We start from the raw sequence: 20352 nt of genomic DNA, 5'->3' as shown, positions 1-20352 counted from the left end.
CTACTTCAAGTGCACGGGAAGGGATTCCAGCCCGTAGACGATCGAGGCCCGCCGGAAGTTGAGGGTCTCCGGTGCGACCGCCAGGCGCATATCCGGGAAGCGCCGGACGAGGGCCGGGTAGGCCGCGCGGAGTTCCAGACGGGCGAGTTCCGCGCCGACGCATCGGTGAATGCCGTACCCGAAGGCCAAGTGCGATGCGGGGCGACGCTCCGGATCGAGCCGGTCCGCGTCCGGGATGAGCACGTCATCCCGGTTCGCCCCGGCCAGCGAGCACACCACGACATCGCCTCGCGAGATCCGCACGCCGGCGATTTCCACGTCCTTGCGGGCGAAACGAGGAAAAGCAACCTGGACGACGGTGAGGTAGCGCAGCACCTCCTCGACGAAGTCGGCCACCGCGGCATCATCGTCGCGGACCAGCGCCAGGTGGTCCGGGTTCTGGAGCATGACGAGCGCCCCCAGCGAAAGCATGCTCGCCGTCGTCTCGAACCCACCGGTAAGCACCCCGTCGGCGAGTTCGGCTAGTTCGCGGTCGCTGACCTGATCGCCGTGTTCCTTGAGCAGAGCACCCAGCAGACCATCCCCGGGACTCTCGCGCTGCTCCGCGACGATTCGGTGCAGGTACGCCAGCGACTCCGACATCGCGCCGAGCGAGGCGGCGACACCCCCGAAGAGATCGAACCTCGCGACACTCAACTGCTGGAACTCCGCGCGGTCTTGATAGGGCACCCCCAGCAGCTCGCAGATCACCAGCGACGGGATGGGGAATGCGAATTCCTGCACCAGATCCACCGGCTCCGCGGCCGCCGCCATCGCGTCCAGCCGCTCATCGACGATCGTTCGGATCTCAGGTCGGAGTCGTTCCAACCGCCGCATGGTGAACTCCGGCGTGAGCATGCGGCGCAATCGCGTGTGGTCCGGAGGATCGGTGAATCCGAGCCCGCCTGGGTTGTCCGACGCCTGGACACCGGCATTTCCGACGAGGTGACTGAAGTCGTTGCTGAAGGTTGCGGCATCGCCCAGCACCGCCTTGGCCTCCTGGTATCCGGTCACCAGCCAGACGTTGACCCCGAACGGCACCGGGAGCCTGCTCACCGGGCTGTGGCGCCGGGCCAGTTCCAGCTCCGGCACCGGATCCAGGCCCGACCGCTTCAGCGGCATCAACGCTGCGTCCGGCAACAACGCCATCGATGCTGTGCCCAATCCCTTTTCCCGGATGCGGGCGAGGTAACGACGCGCAAACCAAGAAGAGAGCCGAGACCGAAGTTTTTCCACCGAGCAAAACCTCTCATTGCCATTTGTTCCAGACCGGCGGCGTGCCCTACGCAAGCGGGACGCCGTTTCGCGTACCCGGACAAAAGGCACGCATCGGCTGCCACTGATGAGATCACGCATCCACCCTACCCGGCGTATAAGCAACTATTGTCCTATGCAACATTCTGCGCGGCGACGTCGCCGCACCCGGCACTTGCCGCCAAGCCGACGAGCAGCGCCGCGTCAAGCACCGTCCGCGCACGCATCCCGTCGTGGATTGTGCGGATTCTGTTACTCAGGTCGGTCAGGCCCGGAAGATTCTCTTTTCAGGGTTTCACTTCGGACGCTTTCGCGACTGCCCGCCGGGCAGTGCTCGGCGAGGGATCCCGCGACCTTCCGGCTTGCCTTGGGGAAACGCCGTTTTCGCGCGAAATCGCCCCTGGGCTCCGCACGGGGAGTGTCGTTTTCGCGCGAAAACGCCGCAGGCTCAGGGGCTGCGACGTTGGCGAGCGTCATCGGCGGCCAGCCGTGCGAGCATTGCGTTGTAGGCGCGCAGCGCTTCGTCGTCCTCGTCGATGTCTTCCCTGGATGCCAGGTACGTCGAGGCTTGGTCGCCCGTGCCGGCGAGTGCGCAGCGGCGTGCGGATTCCAGCCACGGACCGAGATCGGCGCCGCCGCCGGGGGAGTTGACCCATCGGCCGATCACGATGGCGACGAGAGCGAGCATGAGGACGTCGCCGCCGATCCACATCGCCGCGCCGCCCCAGTGCAGGTCTTCGATGAGGCCCGGGCCCCAGGTGCGGCCGGTCGCGGCGTAGGCGGGGAAGGGCTCGAAGGTGGTCATCAGCAGGGTGAGTCCGACGACCGTGTCCACGACCATGCTGATCAGCAGCAACGTCAGCCGTATGAAATGCGGCAACGGCCGGCGGATCGGCTCGTGGCCGATTACGGGCAGCAGGAGCAGGTAGCCGCTGATGAAGTAGAGAGCCTCCTCGCCGGCGTGCACCCACGGGCTGGTCAATGCGTCCTGTTGGAACGATGTGAGGTGAGTCCCCGCGACGACTGCGGCGTAGCAAAGGAACGCGACCACAGGGTGGGACGCCATCGCGAGGCCTCGGCCGCGGACTGTCCGAGTCACCACGTGGCGCACTCGGCCGGTAGTGGCGCGTCCCGCGAGATCCAGTGGCCGCCCGAAGATGATCAACGTCGGCGCGACCATGATGAGCAGCAGGTGCTGGGCCATGTGCATGGAAAAGAGCACACCGCTGTAAGTGTTCACGCTGCTACCCACCGCAAGCGCGATGACCGCGAGACCGGCCACGAAGGCCGCCGTGCGCTGCTTCGGCCATCGCTCGACCCGCATGGCGCCCCACGCGTACCATGCCGCGCCCGCCGGCAGCAGGACCGCCGCAAGGCTGGGCATCGTCCAGGCGCTCACGAGCGTGTGCCAGGTCAGTGGCTCGATGGCGGACATAGCTCCCCGGGGGCCTTGGCCTGCGGACGGCGGGTGACGTGCTGGGAGGAATGGCACGGTACCCTGCAATTATTGCACAAAGCAAGAGTTGCATAATGCGGCATAGTGTTGCGGGGTGACAATCCCGCCCGGCCGGGTTCGCCGGCGGGTCGCGCAACCGACCGTCGAACGGACGTCGAGAGGCACCACATGGCGTTGGCATCCTTGTCCGGAACTTCACAGTCCGGGACGCACACGGTTGAGCTGGTGGTGGGCGGGATGACCTGCGCCGCCTGCGCGGCACGGGTGGAACGCAAGCTCAACAAGCTCGACGGCGTGCGCGCGAGCGTCAACTTCGCCAGCGAGCAGGCGATGGTGCACGGCGCCGAACCGCTCGACGTCGATAGTTTGATCGCAGCGGTAGTGAAGGCGGGATACACGGCCAAGCCGGCGCCGAGCATGGCCCCGGACACCGAGGCGGAGCCCGACCGGGTTCGCTTCCTGTGGCACCGACTCGCGGTCGCTTTGCTGCTCGGCGTTCCGGTCGCCGATCTCTCGTTCACCCTGGCACTGGTGCCAACCCTGCGGTTTCCGTATTGGCAATGGGTGGTCCTGGCGCTGACCTTGCCGGTCGTGGCGTGGAGCGCCGGGCCGTTTCATCGCAAGGCGCTCGCCGCCGGCCGGCAGGGCACCAGTTCCATGGACACCTTGATCTCGCTGGGCGTTGTCGCGGCGACCTGCTGGTCGACCTACACGATGTTCGGCCACGGGAGCGCGGGCCAGGAGACCGACGGAGTGTGGGGTCTGATCCTTCGGCCGGGCGGATCCATCTACCTCGATGTCGCCGTCGGCGTCACGATCTTCGTGCTGGCCGGCCGGCTGTTCGAGGCGAAGGCCAAGCGGAGCGCCGGCGGGGCCCTGCATGCGCTGGCGTCCCTGAGCGCGAAGGACGTGACCCTGCTCGACGATGCTGGGCAGGAACGCCGGATCCCGGTCGGTGAGCTCCGGGTCGGCAACCGGTTCATCGTCCGCTCCGGAGAGACGATCGCCACCGACGGGGAAGTCGAACAGGGCGACTGCGCCGTGGACAGCAGCTCCATGACCGGCGAGTCGATCCCGGCCGAGGTTGGGGTTGGCGGCCGGGTTCTCGGCGGCACGGTGGCGTTGGGCGGGCGCCTGATCGTGCGGGCCGTCCAGGTCGGCAGCCGCACTCAACTGGCGCAACTTGTGCGGTTGGTGGAGCAAGCGCAACACGACAAAGCCGCGGTGCAACGCCTCGCCGACCGTGTCTCGGGTGTCTTCGTGCCGGTCGTCTTCGCGCTGGCCCTGGCAACCTTCGGCGCCTGGTTCATGCTGGGCAGCCCCGTCGAGGATGCGTTTCGCGCCGGGCTGGCGGTCTTGATCATCGCGTGTCCCTGCGCCCTCGGGCTGGCCACACCGACGGCGCTCATGGCGGCGTCGGGTCGCGGGGCCCAACTCGGGGTGTTCATCAAGGGGCACCAAGCGTTGGAATCGGCGCGGGCGATCGACACCGTGGTGTTGGACAAAACCGGCACATTGACCACGGGGGAGGTCACCGTCGTCGAGGTGCGGTTGGCCCGAAATGCGAGCAGGGAAGCCGTGTTGCGCCACGCGGGTGCGGTGGAGAACGCCTCCGAGCACGCAATCGCCCGAGCCATCGCCACCCTCGCTCGCGAGGAGATCGGCGAGCCGCCCGCGGCCGAGGACTTCCGCGGCCTGCCGGGACTGGGCGCGCGGGGCAACGTGGATGGCCACGAGGTGCTTGTGGGTTCGGCACGTCTGCTCGCCGAGTCGGGGATCGCGTTGCCTGCGGAACTGGAGGCGACCCGCGTCCAATGGGAAACCGCCGGCCGCACCACGGTGGCCGTCGCCTGCGACGGCATCGTCACGGGACTGTTCGCGGTGATGGACACGCTGCGTCCCAGCGCCAAGCGTGCAGTCTCCCAACTGCACGCCATGGGTCTGCGCACGGTGTTGCTAACCGGCGACAACGAGGCCACCGCGCGAGCCGTCGGCGCCGAGCTCGGTGTCCAAGACGTCGCAGCGCAGGTGCTGCCGGCGGACAAGGCCGCCGCGATCGAGCGGCTTCAGGCCGATGGCCGCACGGTCGCGATGGTGGGCGACGGCGTCAACGATGCGCCGGCACTCGCCCGCGCCGACCTCGGGCTGGCCGTGGTCACCGGCACCGACGTCGCACTCGGCGCGGCCGATCTGATCCTGGTCCGTACGGATCTCGACGTCGTCCCCGGCGCCATCAAGCTTTCCCGGGCGACCCTGCGGACCATTCACGGCAATCTGATGTGGGCATTCGGCTATAACCTCGCCGCGCTCCCACTGGCGGCGTTGGGGCTGCTGAACCCGCTGATCGCAGGCGCCGCGATGGCGCTGTCGTCCTTGTTCGTGGTGTCCAACAGCCTGCGGCTGCGCCGGTTCGACGCTCCAGCCGCGCCGAAGTACGGCGATTTCAACGGAAATCAACGCGCCGATTTTCATTGAAATCGCCAATGGATCGGTATCCCTCCAGGCCGGACTCGCCCGGCGAATCGTCGAGCTGACTCCACCGCGCGACCAGCGCGACCAGGACGACCAGCAGCACCAGTTCCCCGATGGCCAGCGCCAAGAGCCCGGCGAATCGTTGGTCCGCATGCAAATCCGGCACCCAGGGCAGTGCCAGGGCTTGGTACATGTTCGAGGCGGCAGCACCATTGCCGATGACCCGGTCGGTGCTTATCAGCGTCGCACCGAAGACTACGTCCAAGGGCATCGCCGCCAGCAGCATGCCGACCCGCGCGATGTTGGGCAGCGCACGGGGCATCGGATCAACTCCCACTACCGACCCCAGGAAGACGTAGCCGACGATCAAGAAGAAGGCGTTGATGGCCAGATGCGCCCAGTGGAACCGAACGGCGGCGTCGTAGATGCCGGTCAGGTACAGCGCGAACGGCGCCCCGGCGAACAACGCCACCGTGACCACTGGGTGCGTCATGCCCCGAAACAGCGCTGAATGCACTAGAAAATCCACCACGTCCCGCACCCGAGGCAGCGTTGCACCATCGGTGCGCGAAGCCGCCGCCCGCACCAGCGTCAGGGGCCCGCCCAAGGCCAGCAACAATGGCACCAGCATGGATACGAGCATGTGGCTGGCCATGTGCATGCTGAACATCGCAGCCGCGTACCGGCCGAGTCCGGACGAGGTCGCTACCAGCAGTGCCAGGCACCCCGCCAACCATGCTCCCGTCCGGATCACCGGCCAGGACCGCCCCTGAGCGCGGAGACGCCGCACGCCCAGCAAGTAGCCGACCGCGAGCAGCAAAGCCAAGGGGGCGAAGAAGACATCGATCCGCCAGTCGAGCACCAAACGCGACAGAGTCGGCGGCCCCGCCAAGTCATAGCCCAGCAGTGTCTGGGTCGTCGTTCTCGCCCTGCCGAAGAAGTCGGGTAAGGGCAGGTGGGTGAGATCGACAGAGACCACCAGCACGCCCAGCAGCATCGCGAACTCGGCCACTCCGAACCGGATCAGTCGAGTCGTGCGTTTCCCCGCCGCATCCTTTTTCGCGTGCTCGCGAAGGGTGATCCCGGCGATTCCGAGCACGGCGACCACCACCACCTTGACCAGCAGCGCACCACCGTAAGCGCTAGTGAACACGGCGGCAGGCGGGACGAACACCGCGCTCAACACGCCGCCGGTGATCAAGAGCACCAGCCAGCACCCGTTGGCCCACCAGCCGTACCGCCGCAGCTGCTCGGGAAGCAGGTCGGCACCGCGACGGGTCTGGCGCAGGACGGCAAACAGCAGACCGATCCACAACATCCCGGCAGGCACGTGGATCACGATCGCGGCGAGGGCCAGGTCATGTCCGGCATCGGCGGAACCGTGCGCGGTCACCAGCGGAGGAAGGACCGCGAATTGCGCGCCGACCAGCAACCACAACGCCGACACCCAACGCAGTGCCGCCCGGCATCCCACCGCGACAATCACCGCCACTAGCGCGGTCATCAGCCACGCCCGGGGTGTCTCCAGCGCTCCGAGCAACCCGATGAGTTGTCCGGGAACCACCACCTCGGTAAGAGGTGATCCCGCCGTGTCGGCCGCGCTGAACGGCACCAACGTCAGCGCACTCGCCGACCACACCCACGCCGAGGCACCGGCCATCCGAAGTTCCGCGAACGCACCGGCGCAGACCTGGCCAGACCGCTGCGGACGGGTGAACAACACGGCGAACGCCAGCGAACCGACGCAGACGGCGGCGGACAGATCCGCCAGCAGCTTCAGGACCGGTGTCCCTATGGCCGTCAGTGCGCCAGGATTGGCATTTCCCACATCGAGGTACGGCTGCGCACCAGCTGCCCACGCCAGCGCCGCGACCGCCCCGGCCGCCAGTACGACAGCGGCGGCGATCCAACGCCGCCTCGACGGCCATCGAGTTTGGCGACGGGGCTGCGCTTCGTCCGATCCTGCCATCACGACCTCACATCGCCACGAGCATGTACGCCATGCCGCCGGCCATCAGGGACAGGCTCGCCAGCACCGTCGGCGACGAATGCGCGGTCAACGCGACGACTCGCCGTTCGAGCACGCAGCCACCATCGGGGACACCGCCACCATCGGGGACACCGCCACCACCGGCCTCATTCGTCTCGGCTGCGACCTGGGCCGACCGGTCGAGCAGGGGAATCCGCGTCCACAGCCCCAGCGCCCACGCCGCGACCTGGCAGCCGAGGTAACCGGCGAACAAGCAGGTCAGCACCGAGGTCCGCACCGACATGGGTGCCAGCATGTAGACCATCACCACGACGTCAGCGGTCGAAGCCGCCCACAGCGGGTTCACAACGCCCTCCCGGCCCGCGAACCACGATGTGGCGGCCACGAGCAGCACTGCGAAAACGATGAACACCACCAGCCCCACCCGATACGGCAGCGGATGCGACAGCCTCGGCAGCGCGTACATCAGCATCATGCCGGCGGCCATGATCGAGTGACCGGCGTGCCACCAGCGACGTTGTCCACTCATCGTGATCGCGTGCCGCGTGTGCAGCACCACCGTTGCGGCCAACAGCACGGCCCACCCGATCCGAAGCCAGTCCGGTAGCAGCGGCGAGCCTGACATCTTGACCTCCTCTCCCGCCCGGCGCGGCCTCTCTCAACTTGACAGTCCTATGTGGAGTAAATTTGCGAATTTCGCTGCGGCGTAGTAGGAAAAGGCGCGGTTTTTGCGGGCGCCGATCCGCGGAACCGGTCTCATCTCGGCACGGCCGAGCCGTATAGGGCGTTGAGCACGGACTGGTGGGTAACCCACCCCGTGAGCCGGTTCTTCTCCGCTAGGACGGGAAGTCCCGTTCCCCCCGCATGGGAAAGCGCGGCGAGCGCATCGGCCAGCGGTGTTTCGCGCGTCACCAGCGGTGGCAGCTCGGCAAGATCGGCCACGGTGGACCCGACCGACGAATCGGCCCCCAGTGCCTCGGCGACCGCGCGCGCGGTCACGCATCCGTGGTACTGGCCGTCGCCCCCGACCACCGGCAAGATTCCATGCCCCGACAAGGCGAGTGCACGAGCGGCGTCCGCCAACGCGGCGCGCTCCGGCAGCGGCTCGGGAAGTTCCTCCATCGCCGTCCCGACCACGGTGCCGGCCATCCGGCGCTCGTCCGGACTCCGATCGAGATGGACACCCCGCCGACGGAGCTTGAGGGTGTAAATGGTGTCGCGGGACAACGCCCGGCTGGTGAGGGTGGCAATGACGATCGCCGTCATCAGCGGGAGAATGATGCCGTACTGGCCGGTGAGTTCGAATAACACGATGATCGCGGTGATCGGGGCACGAGCGGCCCCGGCGAAAGCGGCTCCCATTCCGATCAGGCCGTACATTCCGGGCGACGCCGTCAGCTGCGGTAGCCAGCTGTGCACCACGATGCCGAAGGCCGTGCCACCCATCGCCCCGATGAACAACGAGGGCGCGAACACGCCTCCGGAACCGCCGATGCCGATGGTGAGACTGGTCGCCAGGATCTTGCCCAGTAGGAGAAGAAGCAAGAACCCGAACAGGTATCGGCCCGTGACCGCGTTGTGCAGGACCGGATAACCGACACCGTACATCTCGGGCAGCGCCAGCAGCAGCCCACCCAACAGCACGCCGCCCACCGCGGGACGCAACCATTCCGGGCCGCGCCATGCCCAGTCGCACACGTCCTCGACGAGGTATAGCACCCGCGTGAACAGAACCCCGCATCCACCAACGACAACGCCGAGACCCAGGAACAGCAGGTACTCGATCGGATTGTGCACAGTGAACGCGGGCAGCTCCAGGAAGGCCGTGTTGCCGAACGCCGCGCGGCCGACGACGCTGGCGGTCACACTGGCAAGCACGACCGCGCCGAAGGAATCCACCGCGAAGTCGCCCAGGATCAACTCCATGGCGAAGAACGGACCCGCCAGCGGTGCGTTGAACGTTGCGGCGATCCCACCGGCCGCGCCGCAAGCGACCAGGATCCGCAGGCGCGATTCGGGAAGCCGGACCGCGCGACCGAGCGTGGATCCCAGCGCCGATCCGATCTGCACGATCGGCCCTTCCCGGCCGACCGAGCCCCCGGACCCGATGCACATGGCCGAAGCAAGCGCCTTGACGGCACTGACCTGAGTCGGGATCCGGCCGCCGCGCTCGGCGACCGCGTACATCACTTCAGGCACACCGTGCCCCCGGGCCTCCGGGGCGAATCGCTGCACCAGCAGCCCGTACACCAGGCCGGCCAGTACCGGGGCCAATAACAGGAACCACGGCCCCAGCCAGGGAAACCAGGGATGCGCCGCACGGCCCGCGCCGGAGTAATCGTCGTGCCCGGAAAAGACGTGCGTGAACGTGACGATCAGCCAGCGGAACACGATCGCGCCGAGGCCGGCACCGGCGCCGATCGCCAAGGCCAGCGCGACGAGTCCCGTCGAGCTCTCCCGCAGCCAAAGTCCGAGCGGCTGGCGCGCGGGTACCGGAAGCGTCCCGGCACCCCGTTCACGATTTCCACCGTTGGCGAGCGTCACGCATGCAGTGTGCAATACTTGCCCACGGCATGAATAGGCGATGTGCCGCCAGCCACACCGATGCGATCGCGCCCAGCGAACGCCTGAACGTGCGGCGTCGAACGCAAGGAGTGACTGTCGGAGGGGATCGCGAGGTTCGCGAGCAGGATCAGCGCCAATCCGGGGCGTCATACGGCGAACTGCGGACCGGCGGTTCCCCGCCTGCCTCGGCGAAAGCGGAGAGCGCATCGACCAGGCCGGTGCGCGCCGAGGCGGGCATCCGCCCAACGATTTTCGCGATCTCGGTCCTGCGCTTTTCCGTGATGCCGCGCACCACCTCGACGCCGGCCGAGGTCAGCGACACCACATTCTCCCGCCGCGACGACGGATTGGTCTGCCTGTCGACCAGTTCGGCCGCCACCAGACGATCGACCATCCGCGTCACCGTGGACGGGTTGACCCCGAGCAATTCCGCGACCGTGGCAAGTTTGAGCGAGCCACGTCCCGAAAGGGCCACGAGCAGCCGGAACTGCGGCAAGGTGAGCGACTCGTCGACCGCGGCGACCGAACGGGCCGAGACCGCCACCAGCAGACGCGACGCCGTCAACACCGCATCCGTGACGGCATCGACATCATCAGCGGGCATCCGGCCGCCACCCTTCGTTCTGGACATGCGTCTGTTTTACCCCACGACTTCGTCCACAGCTCCCATCGCACCTAGGGAGACACGGATATTCGATGGCTGCGGCCGGGAGAGCGGTCCTCGGTGAGTCCGTCTTGACCGATCGTCACCGGCGGGAATGATCAGGCGATATCCGCGCAGGTCAGGCGGGAAGGAGTGCACGAATGTAGCAGCTGCTTACGCCGGGTGAGCTCGCCGCGTTCCTTCAGGTGGCGACGGGCACGCTCCGCGACTGGCGATAGAAGGGAACCGGTCCCGCGTATCAGCGCCTAGGCGGGCAGGTGCGGTATCGGCGCGCCGACGTCGACCGGTGGCTCCGGGAGAACGCGGTCGACTGCGAGTGAACATGAACGCAAAAGCGCCCCCGCCCTCCACTGTGGAGAGACGGGGGCGCGGTTGTGTTGGCTGCTTTGGCTTTCTGATCAGCCGAGCTCGCCGGACTTCACCCGGTCTAGGAATGCGGAGAAGGTGTGCCCGCTGAACTCCAGCATGGGGCGATTCGGGTCGGCCGCCTGCTTGGTATCGCGGACGGCGCGGCCGGTGTCGCCTAAGCCAACTTCGACGCAGTTGCCGCCGTTGGTGCCGGACCGGCTCGACTTGCGCCATGCGCGGTAGGCTTGTTCGGGCATCATGTGTGCCCCTCTCAGGTCTGCTCGCTTCACTGGTTGGCTGCCTCGCTCAGCATCTCGCGTGAGTCGGCTGGACTCAACGAGAGCCGTTCGAGCTCGGCGACGATGACCGTATATCGATCGATGTCGCCGGGGTCCTCCTGGTAGACCGCGCCGCGCTCGTGCTCCAGGTAGACAAATGCGGGCGCGTCCTCCTCCGGAAACTGAAACATCACGAACGGTCCGGACATGCCCGGATGCGAACCGGCAGAAAACGGCACGATGCGCAAATCGACATGATCGAGCTTCGACGATTCGATCAGGTGCGCGAGTTGTTCGCGCATAACCTCCGGAGGGCCGACAGGCCGACGGATAATCGCTTCGTTGATGAAGAAGTGCAAGCGCGGCGGATAGTCTCCGTCGAGTCGTTCTTGGCGTTCCCGCCGAAGTCGGACCTGTTGCCCCACTTTCTCATCCGTCATGGTCGGCTGATTGCTTCGCATGAGCGCCCGAACATAGTCCGCAGTTTGCAGCAGGCCGGGCACGTATTCATTTTCGTACGTCCACAAGTCGAGCGCGTCGGCTTCAAGTACGATGAATTGCCGGAACCAATCCGGGACTGTTTCGCGGTACTGCGACCACCATCCGCGTTGATTCGATTCGTTCGCAAGCTTGATGAGGTAGTCAGCCTTCGATGCGTCGACGTCGTAGAACTGGCAGAGCGCGCGAACGGTCTGGACTTTGATCGCCTGCTTCGCCTTTTCGATCTTCGACACGTTGGACTCGCCCATACCGAGCCACGCAGCGGCGTCCTTGACCGTCTTGCCGGACTCGTGGCGAACGGCCGAGCCATGCCACCGGCCGGGACGTGGCGAGTCCGCGTCCCGGCCGGTGGTCCCGCAACGCGCCACGGGCGGCCGGTATGCGGGTGATCCTTGCGCGCCGCCGCGACGGCGATTCATTGCCGGGGGGCCGCCGTCTGTCCGAACCGCCTGTACGAACTTGGTTCACGGCCTACGTCGAGCCCGATGCTCCGGCGTGGCCGAAGCGGGACGAGGATCGCGAAGCCGATCGCCTGCGAGCCGAAGCGGCTCACGCCGCCGTCTCCCCGGTGCAGTGCCCCCCGGAGGTTCTGCTTGAAGTGATCGACGCTCTCGAACGGCTGTGACCTCAAAGCGACCGCGCCCGATCAGCGGTGCTCGGCGCGGTAGTCCGTCCGCACACTCCGAACGGAGGTGATCCGCAAGACCGGGTGAACGTTGAGTCAAACCGTGGACACGACCAGGACTGATTACGGGAGGGTTTCCAACCATGACCGGAGCACTTACGCGAGGCACTGACGAAGAGATCGATCCGCTCGCCTCTCACGGGATGAAGTTCGCGCCAGGCGTGCGTGAGCTCGGCGAGCCGACCGAGCTTGCCCAGGCGGCGCCGACGCCGTTCGGCCTGCGCTGGCGCACCCCGGTCGAGCGCCCGGCGGCGCCGGAGTACCACTTCGACGGCGAACGACAGATCGCCGTCGACCGGTCCGGGGCGCCCTTGGCGCCGCAGATGGATAAGGACTGGACGACGACGGACTACTCCACTGACGGCGAAGACGGGCCGTCGAGCGAGGAATTCGGTTGGGAGGAACTGTAATCGATGTCGGTGCTCGTACTCGCTCGTGACTTCGACCCGACGGCGGACGCGGTCGTCGAACGGCTGACGACGGCGGGCGTTCGGGTGCTCCGCGCCGACCTTGCGGAATTCCCGCAACGGTTACAGCTCGACGCCCGCCTACGCGGCGGCCGGTGGTCTGGTCTGGTGAGTACCGAGCACCACTCGGTGACGCTCGAAGGGTTGCGGTCCGTGTGGTACCGCAACCCTTCGGGGTACTCGGTTCCGCCCGGATTGGACGCCGCAGCGCGGAACTTCGTATTCCGTGAAGCGAAGCTCGGGCTCGGCGGTGTGCTCGCGGCGCTTCCCGGTGTGATTTGGGCGAACTCTCCGAACCGGTGCGCCGACGCGCTCTATAAGCCGTATCAGTGGGCGGTTGCGGCTGAATGCGGGCTCACCGTTGCCGACACCGTGATCACGAACTCTGACGACGCGGTCCGGGACTTCGTTGCCGAGCATCCCGACGTGGTGTCGAAGCCGCTCGGCGGCGCCGGGATGACGTCGCACGGGCAGGCTTATCTGAGCTACACGCACCGCCTCGCGGCCGCCGATCTCGACGAACTCGACGGCGTAGGGATGACGGCGTCTACCATTCAGCAGTGGGTACCGAAGGCGTACGAGGTGCGCCTCACCGTCATTGGTGATTCGTGGTTCCCGATCCGGATTGACGCCGGAGACGGCGGCCGAGAGGACTGGCGAGCCGATCCGGAAGGCGCGAAGTATTCGCTCATCGAGCTTCCGGCGAGTGTCCACGAGGGACTATCGCGGCTCATGCGCCGGTTGGGGTTCACCTATACCGGCGCCGATTTCATCGTCCGCCCGGATGGCGAATGGGTGTTCTTGGAAGCCAACTCCGGACCTCAGTTCGGTTTTTTGGAATCAGCGACCGGCGCCGACATGGTCGGCGCGATGGCGCGGCTACCGACGAAGGGACTCACATGACGGTCACAGCATGGCCAGGTCTTGCCGATGACCTGGTCCACGAACTGGTGGAAAAGGGCAAGGTCGCCGCGCCGGAATGGCAGGCGGCGATGCGGGCGGTTCCCCGGCATGAGTTCGTGCCGAAGTTCTACGAACAGCGCGATCGGCAGTGGCACGAGGTCACCGCAGACTCGGACCCTGAACGCTGGTTGGAACGGGTCTACGCCAACGCGCCGTTGGTGACTCAGCTCGGCGAGCTGCACCACGGCGGAATTGGGCCGACGTCGTCGTCTTCGGCGCCCGGTCTCATGGCGCGGATGTTCGAAGCGCTCGACGTCCATGATGGGGACACGGTGTGCGAGATCGGGACCGGGACCGGGTACAACGCGGCGTTGCTGTCGCATCGGCTTGGCGACGGGAAAGTGTTCTCTGTGGACCTGGACGGCGAGCTCGTCGAGCAGGCGCGGAAGAACCTTCACCGCGTCGGCTACGCGCCGCATCTTGCGACCGCCGACGGCACCGCCGGGTGGCCGGGCGGCGGAACGTTCGATCGGATCATTGCTACCTGCGCGGTGAACCGGATTCCGACGGCGTGGATGGAGCAGACCCGCGAAGGCGGGACGATCCTCGCTGATCTGAAAGTCGGGACGAGCACGGGGAATCTCGTGTCGCTGCGCCGACACGGCAACGGCGCCGAAGGATGGTTCGTTGACGGCTTCTCGGCGTTCATGCTCATGCGGGGCGAGACGCATCCGCCGCGTTCCGGATACCCGAAGCGGGACCGGCAGCAGGCGCGCCACCGGTACACGTCGGTGATGGAAAAACGCCCGTGGGAATCCCCGGTGTGGTGGTTCCTGGCGTGCCTGTGCATGCCGTCGGGCGTGCGGTTCGGCTACACCCTGAATCTCGAGACGGAGCAACCCGAAGCCGTGTCGCTGAGCTGTCCTGACGGCTCGTGGTGTGAGGTCTCGCTCGACTCCACCCGCGACGGCCGGAAGGTGTGGGAAGCCGGTCCCGTGTCGTTGTGGTCGGCCGTCGAACAGGCGCGGGACATCTGGTCGGCGCACGGTCGGCCGGAGTGGTCGCGGCTCGGACTCACGGTGACCGATCGGGCTCACGTGGTGTGGGTCGACAGGCCCACCGGGCCGAGCTGGACGCTTCCGTGACGGCGTAGTCCTGGTCGACGTTGAGCGGTTCGGCCTGAGGAATACCGGGTAGGTTCAAGGCGCTCTCCGTCCGGGGCGCCCTCGACCGGACCGAACTTCGCATCGCCGCAGGCGTTGCGGGCAAGCCGAAAACCGCGAAGTCGGCGATGTCACCACCGTCGCCGACTCCTCGGTCATGGACCTCATCTCCAAAGGCATCAACAAGAACACCGAAGGCTGAGCAGACCGCGTCCGGTGCGATTGTGCTTGTCCGTTGAGGACTTTTGGTCCCATGACCTGTGTGGCGGTGTGGCCCGGAATGGCTTTGTTCACTCGCGTGGTGCGGTTTTTGTCAGTATGGCGTCTACGGCGGCGGCTGAGTTGACTTGGTCTGCCAGCAGTTGCGCGAGGCCGTGGACACCGGGAGCGGACAGTGTGGTGGCGGCGATGCGCAGGTTTCGTGTTGCCAGCGGTAGTGATCGGCCGTAGATCACGTTCCGGGCGGTGGCGAGCAGGATGTCGTCGAGTTCGGCGAGTTGGCCGCCGAAGACGACGATTCGTGGGTTCACCATGTTCACGATGTCGCTGACCGCGGTTCCGACGATGGTCGCGGCCTGCTTCACCAGTTGTAGCGCCATGCGGTTGCCGCTGCGCACATGGTCGATGAACTCGTTTACCGATCGCGCGGGGAAGCCGGCGGCGCTGAGGTCGCGCGCGAGTGCCCAGCCGCCGGCATAAGCCTCGACGCACCCGTCGTTGCCGCAGCGGCACTGCGGCGCCTTGTCGGTCGGCTGCCCGTGCAGCGGTACGTGGCCGATGTCGCCGGCTGCCCCGTCGGCGCCGCGGTAGATGTCGCCGTGGATGATCAGGCCGGTGCCGACCCCGGTGCCGATTTTGACGAATACCAGTGCCGGGGTGTGCGGGTAGACCTGCCGGTATTCGCCCAGTGCCATGGCGTTGGCATCTTTCTCGACGGTGACCGGGCAGGCGAAGTCGCGAGCCAACCGCTCGGCGATGTCGTAGTCGTCCCAGCCGGTCATGATCGGTGGCCGGACCACTCGCTGGCGGTCGTGGTCCACCGGTCCGGGCAGGCTGAGGCCGATGCGAAGGACCCTGTCGTGGGCGACCCCGGCGCGCTGCAGGAGATCGTCGAAGCGGGCCGCGATCAGCGACAGGATCTGCTCGGGGCCCTCGGTGATGTCGAGTGGCCCGCACTGTTCTTCGAGCACCGCGCCGAGCGGATCGCAGAGCGCCGTTCGCACCTCCGTTGCGCCGGTGTCGGCCACCAAAAGCACGCCTCTGCGGACATGCATGGTGAAGCGTTCGGCCGGTCTGCCCCGAACATCGCCGGCCGTCGTCGACCCAGAGGTCAGGTAACCGGCTTCGACCAGTGCGTCGATGCGTTGGGACACGGCGGTCCGGGACAGGCCGGTGAGCCGCATCGTTTCGGACTTGGTGAGTCCGTCGCGGTGCTCGCGGAAGAGGGGGATCAGCGCACCGGGCGTGTCACGGAGCCAGACGTTGTTCGAGGGCATGAGGTCAGCTTGGCACCTCCCATTACGTTTTTCAAATTCATAATTGTGTACTTGGAAGTCGTAATGTACGTTGATGCGAACAGACTGTCCCACCTGGACAAAGTCACTCATCGACGGAGCTGAGATGGCACGCTTTCGGACTCGTCGCACGGTTCTGGCAGCGGGTGCCGTGGTTACGGCAGCCGCAATGGCACTCACCGGATGTTCCGGGAACTCCAGTGGCAACGCCGCCGACCGTACGTTGCACGTCACGATCATCACGAAGGACCCGAGTGACCCGTACTGGGTTGCCATGATCAACGGCGCGAAGAAGGCCGCCGAGCAGAGCAACGTGGACCTGGCGGTCGCGTCCGGAAAGGACCAGACCGACACCGACGGCCAGATCCAGGCGATCGAGAACGCGACCGCCCGCGGGGACGACGCCATCATGATCGCCAACAACGGCCCAGCCGTCAACGATGCGATCAAGAAGGCGCAGGCGGCCGGCGTTTTCGTCATCGCGCTGGACACCCCGACCGCGCCCGCGGACCTCGTTTCGGCGACGTACGCCTCGGACAACCGCCATGCGGGGCAGGTGGTCGGCCAGTGGACCGCGGGAAAGCTGGCGGGCAACAAGGCGACGATCGCCCTGATCGACCTGTTCGCCGACAAGGTCGTCAGCGTCGACTACGAGCGGGACCAGGGTTTCCTCGCGGGTATGGGGATTGCGCTGAACGACCCGAATCGCAATGGCGACGAGGCCAAGTCCGGCAGGTACGCTGCGGGCGATTACCGGATCGCCTGCAACGAGGCCAGCGATGGTGCCGAGGATGGCGGGCGGACCGCCATGGAGAAATGCCTTTCCCTCGACTCGGGCATCAATGTCGTCTACACCGCGAACGAACCGTCCGCTCTCGGTGCCGTGCAGGCGTTGAAAGCCGCCGGGAACACCACCGCGCAGGTGGTGACCATCAACGGAAGCTGCGACGGCATCAAGGGTGTAGTCAGCGGCCAGTTCGGGGCGGACGCGCAGCAGTACCCCGGCAAGATGGGCGCGAGTGGGGTGGACGCCGTCGTCAAGTACAAGCGCAACGGCGTCAAGCCGAACCCCGACCCCGGGAAGAACTTCACCGACACCGGTATCGCCCTGGTCACCGACAAGCAGGTCAGTGGGCTGCAGGGCATCACTTCGCAGCAAGGCATGCAGAACTGCTACTGATCGAGCCAACGCCGGTCGGCTCGATTTGAGAAAGAAGTGCACTGTGTCAACCGTTACTCGTAGCAGCGACCTGACCGCTGCCGAAGCGTTCAAGCGGCGCCCGCTGAGTCCGCTCCAGCGCGTGCAGCGCGTATTGCACCGACATCCCGAGATCAGTCCGCTCGTGGTACTGGTGATCGCCGCCATCGCATTCCAGTTCACCAACGACCGGTTCCTGTTGCCATCGAACCTATCGCTGATCTTGCAGCAGGTGTCGATCATCGGCGCGTTGGCGGCGGGTCAGACCCTCGTCATCCTGACCGCGGGAATCGACCTGTCGGTCGGCGCGCTGATGATCTTCGTGTCGATGGTGATGGGCTTTCTCGCCGGTCTTGCGGGCGTTCCCGGCCCCTGGGCCTTCGCCATCGGGATCGGCGTCGGCGCGGCCGCCGGGTTGATCAACGGCGTGCTCGTGGCACAGGTGAAGCTACCGCCGTTCATCACCACACTCGGCATGCTCAGCGTGTTCACCGCGCTCGCGCTGCTGATGACCAACGGGCAGTCGGTCAACGGCGAGAAGCTTGGGGATTTCCTGACCTGGACGTCCACGTCGTTCCCGGTCGGGCCGTTCCAGCTCACCGTCGGCGTCGCGCTGGTGATCGCCATGTACCTGGCGCTCGGTTTCGCGCTGTCCCAGACCGCATGGGGCAAACACGTCTACGCGGTGGGTTCGGATCCGCAGGCGGCTCGGCTGTCGGGTGTGAGCACCAAACGCGTTCTGCTGAGCGTGTACGTGGTCGCCGGGGTGCTCGTCGCGCTCTCGGCTTGGGTGCTCATCGGCCGCAACAACGCGGCGACGACCAGCGCGGCGGTCGATGTCAACCTCGACTCGATCACGGCGGTCGTCATCGGCGGAACCAGCTTGTTCGGCGGTAGGGGCCGACTGCTTGGCACGTTCCTCGGCGCGGTCACGGTCGGGTTCTTCCGCAATGGCCTCTCGCTGGCCCGCGTCGACGTGCTCTACCAGACGCTCGCGATCGGGCTGCTGATCATCGCGGCGGTCGCGCTGGACCAGTGGATCCGCCGGACGGGAGCAACCCGATGACCGCGACGGCCGACAGCACGCCGGCACTCTCCGCCCGAGGATTGGTCAAGACCTACGGGCCGGTGGTCGCCCTCGACGGGGTTGACATCGACCTGTACGCGGGCGAGGTCCTTGCGCTGATCGGTGACAACGGGGCCGGGAAGTCGACCCTGGTCAAATGTCTGACGGGGGCGGAGATTCCGGACGTTGGCACCATCTCCGTGGCGGGAGCCGAGGTGCGCTTCCGCCGCCCGCAGGACGCCCGTGCGGCCGGGATCGAAACGGTGTACCAGAACCTGTCCCTCGCGCCCGAACTCGACATCGCGACCAATCTCTTCCTCGGCCGCGAGGTGCGCCGTCGTGGCCCGCTGGGACGCGTGCTGCGGATGCTCGACCACCGCGCGATGCGGAGACAGGCCGAGGAAAAGGTCGGCGCCCTGGGGATCCGAACCATCCAGAACATCACGCAGGTGGTGGAGACCCTTTCCGGCGGGCAGCGTCAGGCCGTGGCCATCGCGCGGGCGGTGGCGTTCGGCGGTCGGGTGGTCGTTCTCGACGAGCCGACCGCGGCGCTCGGGGTCCGGGAGACCCAGCAGGTGCTCGACGTCGTGCGGGAGCTCCGCGACCGCGGTCTGGGCGTCATCCTCATCAGCCACAACATGCCGAACGTCTTCGAGGTGGCCGACCGCATTCAGATCCAACGGCTCGGCCGCGCGGTGGCCGTGGTGACGCCGCAGACCCACACACCCGCCGAGGCCGTCGCCATCATGACGGGCGCGCTGCCGGCGGACAGTGGTGGTGCGTCATGAACACCGGTCCACGCAAGATCATCCTCGATACCGATCCGGGCGTGGGCATCCCCGGCACCGACGCCGACGACCCCATCGCACTGCTGCTGGCGCTCAGCGATCCACGGCTGGAATTGCTCGGCGTCACCACCACCTTCGGCAACTGCCCGCCGGCACTCGGGGCGCGCGGTGCTGCGGCGGTGCTGGACGCGGCCGGCCGCAGCGATGTGCCGGTCTCGGTCGGCTCCGCTGCGCCCTTGTCCGGGCGGCTGCCCCGCGAGCTCGAACAGGCGTATGCGGGCGAACGCGGGCGAGAAGGCCGGATTCCGTTGCCGCCGCTTGCCGAGGCGGCGAGCGGGCAGCGCGCAGCGGAGTTCATCATCGATGCCGTTCGTGGCCATCCGGGCGAAGTGACGGTCGTGGCGGTCGGCCCGCAGACCAATCTCGCGATGGCGATGCTGGCCGAGCCCGCGGTCGCCACCGAACTCGCGGGTGTGGTGTTCATGGGCGGTGCGCTCGGCATGAATACCGAATACGGCCGGGGAAACATCACCCCGACCGCGGAGTGCAATATCTACTTCGACCCGCAGGCCGCGGACATCGTGTTCCGCTCCGGCGTGGACCTGACGATGGTGGGGCTGGACGTGACCAATCCCGCCACCGGACTGGTCCTGGAAGAACAGACGATTCGCGCGCTCGATCCCGCCCGGGCCGGCCGGACCCGCATCTTCGCCGAGGTGTGCGAGACCTATCTGGAAGCGCCGATGTTCGACTGGGCGCCGGGGTGCGTGCTCTACGACCCGCTGGCCGTGGCGGTCACGGCCGACCCGGGGCTTGGCGGTTTCACCGATCTCGCCGTTGCCGTGGAGACCCAGGGAGAACTGACCACCGGCCAGACCGTGATCCTGCCCGGCGCAAAACCGAACATGCGAGTGCTCACGTCCATCGACGGCGGGGCGGTAGTCCGCGAGATCGTCGACGCGATCTGCACCGAATAGACCGTTTCAACTGCAACAGGCAAG

Annotated in this window: 17 protein-coding genes and 1 pseudogene; 9 read left to right on the top strand and 9 right to left on the bottom strand. The window is 66.9% G+C overall.

What is annotated here, in order from left to right:
- A complete protein-coding gene (locus BJ970_RS34165) occupies positions 1–1188 on the bottom strand; it encodes a cytochrome P450 (RefSeq protein ID WP_246472147.1) in 1188 nt (395 codons plus the stop codon).
- 553 nt (positions 1189–1741) lie between these two features.
- Positions 1742–2728 (bottom strand): cytochrome c oxidase assembly protein, encoded by a 987-nt coding sequence (locus tag BJ970_RS34160; RefSeq protein WP_184731906.1) that lies wholly within the window; start codon positions 2726–2728, stop codon positions 1742–1744.
- 189 nt (positions 2729–2917) lie between these two features.
- Here BJ970_RS34160 and BJ970_RS34155 point away from each other — a divergent pair, with 189 nt between their 5' ends.
- Positions 2918–5224, top strand: a complete 2307-nt coding sequence (locus BJ970_RS34155) for a heavy metal translocating P-type ATPase (protein WP_184731904.1) — start codon at positions 2918–2920, stop codon at positions 5222–5224.
- Here the strand turns inward: BJ970_RS34155 and BJ970_RS34150 are convergent.
- The 4 genes from BJ970_RS34150 to BJ970_RS34135 form a co-directional block, all read right to left on the bottom strand.
- Positions 5193–7190, bottom strand: a complete 1998-nt coding sequence (locus BJ970_RS34150; protein WP_184731902.1) for a bifunctional copper resistance protein CopD/cytochrome c oxidase assembly protein — start codon at positions 7188–7190, stop codon at positions 5193–5195. The two genes, BJ970_RS34155 and BJ970_RS34150, sit on opposite strands and share 32 nt — an antisense overlap.
- Positions 7191–7197: 7 nt before the next feature.
- Positions 7198–7836, bottom strand: coding sequence for a DUF5134 domain-containing protein (locus BJ970_RS34145; RefSeq protein ID WP_184731899.1), 639 nt, complete (start codon positions 7834–7836; stop codon positions 7198–7200).
- Between the two features lie 131 nt (positions 7837–7967).
- A complete protein-coding gene (locus BJ970_RS34140) occupies positions 7968–9755 on the bottom strand; it encodes a chloride channel protein (protein WP_184731897.1) in 1788 nt (595 codons plus the stop codon).
- A 148-nt stretch (positions 9756–9903) separates the two neighbouring features.
- Entirely contained in the window at positions 9904–10407 is a 504-nt protein-coding gene (locus BJ970_RS34135) for a MarR family winged helix-turn-helix transcriptional regulator (RefSeq protein WP_246471944.1), read from the bottom strand.
- 263 nt (positions 10408–10670) lie between these two features.
- On the opposite strand from BJ970_RS34135, the pseudogene BJ970_RS40290 reads away from it, so the two are divergent.
- Positions 10671–10760: pseudogene (locus BJ970_RS40290) on the top strand (hypothetical protein); the annotation flags it as partial.
- Between the two features lie 78 nt (positions 10761–10838).
- Here the strand turns inward: BJ970_RS40290 and BJ970_RS34130 are convergent.
- Together BJ970_RS34130 and BJ970_RS34125 are read right to left on the bottom strand one after the other, a co-directional pair.
- A complete protein-coding gene (locus tag BJ970_RS34130) occupies positions 10839–11048 on the bottom strand; it encodes a DUF397 domain-containing protein (protein WP_312864598.1) in 210 nt (69 codons plus the stop codon).
- Positions 11049–11074: 26 nt separating this feature from the next.
- Positions 11075–11986 (bottom strand): helix-turn-helix domain-containing protein, encoded by a 912-nt coding sequence (locus tag BJ970_RS34125; protein WP_184731895.1) that lies wholly within the window; start codon positions 11984–11986, stop codon positions 11075–11077.
- A gap of 349 nt (positions 11987–12335) precedes the next feature.
- Between BJ970_RS34125 and tgmA the strand changes: the two genes are divergently transcribed.
- From tgmA to BJ970_RS34110, 3 genes are read left to right on the top strand one after another with little or no spacing between them, the layout of a single operon-like run.
- A complete protein-coding gene (gene tgmA, locus BJ970_RS34120) occupies positions 12336–12662 on the top strand; it encodes a putative ATP-grasp-modified RiPP (RefSeq protein ID WP_184731893.1) in 327 nt (108 codons plus the stop codon).
- A 3-nt stretch (positions 12663–12665) separates the two neighbouring features.
- Positions 12666–13622 (top strand): MvdC/MvdD family ATP grasp protein, encoded by a 957-nt coding sequence (locus BJ970_RS34115; protein WP_184731892.1) that lies wholly within the window; start codon positions 12666–12668, stop codon positions 13620–13622.
- Positions 13619–14767: a methyltransferase domain-containing protein gene (locus BJ970_RS34110; protein ID WP_184731890.1), complete on the top strand. Its 1149-nt coding sequence runs from the start codon at positions 13619–13621 to the stop codon at positions 14765–14767. Before BJ970_RS34115 ends, BJ970_RS34110 begins: the two co-directional genes overlap by 4 nt.
- 308 nt (positions 14768–15075) lie before the next feature.
- On the opposite strand, the gene BJ970_RS34105 is transcribed toward BJ970_RS34110, so the two are convergent.
- The gene (locus BJ970_RS34105) at positions 15076–16539 is read right to left on the bottom strand and encodes an ROK family transcriptional regulator (RefSeq protein WP_246472144.1); all 1464 of its coding nucleotides are present in this window, start codon (positions 16537–16539) and stop codon (positions 15076–15078) included.
- Here BJ970_RS34105 and BJ970_RS34100 point away from each other — a divergent pair.
- Genes BJ970_RS34100 through BJ970_RS34085 form a run of 4 tightly spaced genes read left to right on the top strand, consistent with a single transcriptional unit; the run spans position 16523 to position 20328 of the window.
- On the top strand, positions 16523–17479 hold the full coding sequence (locus BJ970_RS34100) for a substrate-binding domain-containing protein (protein ID WP_221468382.1): 957 nt from the start codon (positions 16523–16525) through the stop codon (positions 17477–17479). The two genes, BJ970_RS34105 and BJ970_RS34100, sit on opposite strands and share 17 nt — an antisense overlap.
- A 43-nt stretch (positions 17480–17522) precedes the next feature.
- A complete protein-coding gene (locus BJ970_RS34095) occupies positions 17523–18563 on the top strand; it encodes an ABC transporter permease (protein ID WP_184731883.1) in 1041 nt (346 codons plus the stop codon).
- Positions 18560–19351, top strand: coding sequence for an ATP-binding cassette domain-containing protein (locus tag BJ970_RS34090; RefSeq protein WP_184731881.1), 792 nt, complete (start codon positions 18560–18562; stop codon positions 19349–19351). The genes BJ970_RS34095 and BJ970_RS34090 overlap by 4 nt, the downstream gene beginning before the upstream one ends.
- Positions 19348–20328, top strand: coding sequence for a nucleoside hydrolase (locus BJ970_RS34085; protein WP_184731879.1), 981 nt, complete (start codon positions 19348–19350; stop codon positions 20326–20328). Before BJ970_RS34090 ends, BJ970_RS34085 begins: the two co-directional genes overlap by 4 nt.
- The last annotated feature ends 24 nt before the right edge of the window (positions 20329–20352 follow it).

The organism is Saccharopolyspora phatthalungensis (genome assembly GCF_014203395.1).
Taxonomy (GTDB): domain Bacteria; phylum Actinomycetota; class Actinomycetes; order Mycobacteriales; family Pseudonocardiaceae; genus Saccharopolyspora; species Saccharopolyspora phatthalungensis.
Note: the sequence above shows the minus strand (reverse complement) of the source record. Positions and strands in the feature narration are given on the sequence as shown.

Coding starts and splice junctions, on each gene's coding strand:
- BJ970_RS34165 (WP_246472147.1), bottom strand. CDS start 1,188: ATGGCGTTGTTGCCGGACGCAGCGTTGATGCCGCTGAAGCGGTCGGGC.
- BJ970_RS34160 (WP_184731906.1), bottom strand. CDS start 2,728: ATGTCCGCCATCGAGCCACTGACCTGGCACACGCTCGTGAGCGCCTGG.
- BJ970_RS34155 (WP_184731904.1), top strand. CDS start 2,918: ATGGCGTTGGCATCCTTGTCCGGAACTTCACAGTCCGGGACGCACACG.
- BJ970_RS34150 (WP_184731902.1), bottom strand. CDS start 7,190: ATGGCAGGATCGGACGAAGCGCAGCCCCGTCGCCAAACTCGATGGCCG.
- BJ970_RS34145 (WP_184731899.1), bottom strand. CDS start 7,836: ATGTCAGGCTCGCCGCTGCTACCGGACTGGCTTCGGATCGGGTGGGCC.
- BJ970_RS34135 (WP_246471944.1), bottom strand. CDS start 10,407: ATGTCCAGAACGAAGGGTGGCGGCCGGATGCCCGCTGATGATGTCGAT.
- BJ970_RS34130 (WP_312864598.1), bottom strand. CDS start 11,048: ATGATGCCCGAACAAGCCTACCGCGCATGGCGCAAGTCGAGCCGGTCC.
- BJ970_RS34125 (WP_184731895.1), bottom strand. CDS start 11,986: ATGAATCGCCGTCGCGGCGGCGCGCAAGGATCACCCGCATACCGGCCG.
- tgmA (WP_184731893.1), top strand. CDS start 12,336: ATGACCGGAGCACTTACGCGAGGCACTGACGAAGAGATCGATCCGCTC.
- BJ970_RS34115 (WP_184731892.1), top strand. CDS start 12,666: ATGTCGGTGCTCGTACTCGCTCGTGACTTCGACCCGACGGCGGACGCG.
- BJ970_RS34110 (WP_184731890.1), top strand. CDS start 13,619: ATGACGGTCACAGCATGGCCAGGTCTTGCCGATGACCTGGTCCACGAA.
- BJ970_RS34105 (WP_246472144.1), bottom strand. CDS start 16,539: ATGATCGTGACGTGCAACGTACGGTCGGCGGCGTTGCCACTGGAGTTC.
- BJ970_RS34090 (WP_184731881.1), top strand. CDS start 18,560: ATGACCGCGACGGCCGACAGCACGCCGGCACTCTCCGCCCGAGGATTG.
- BJ970_RS34085 (WP_184731879.1), top strand. CDS start 19,348: ATGAACACCGGTCCACGCAAGATCATCCTCGATACCGATCCGGGCGTG.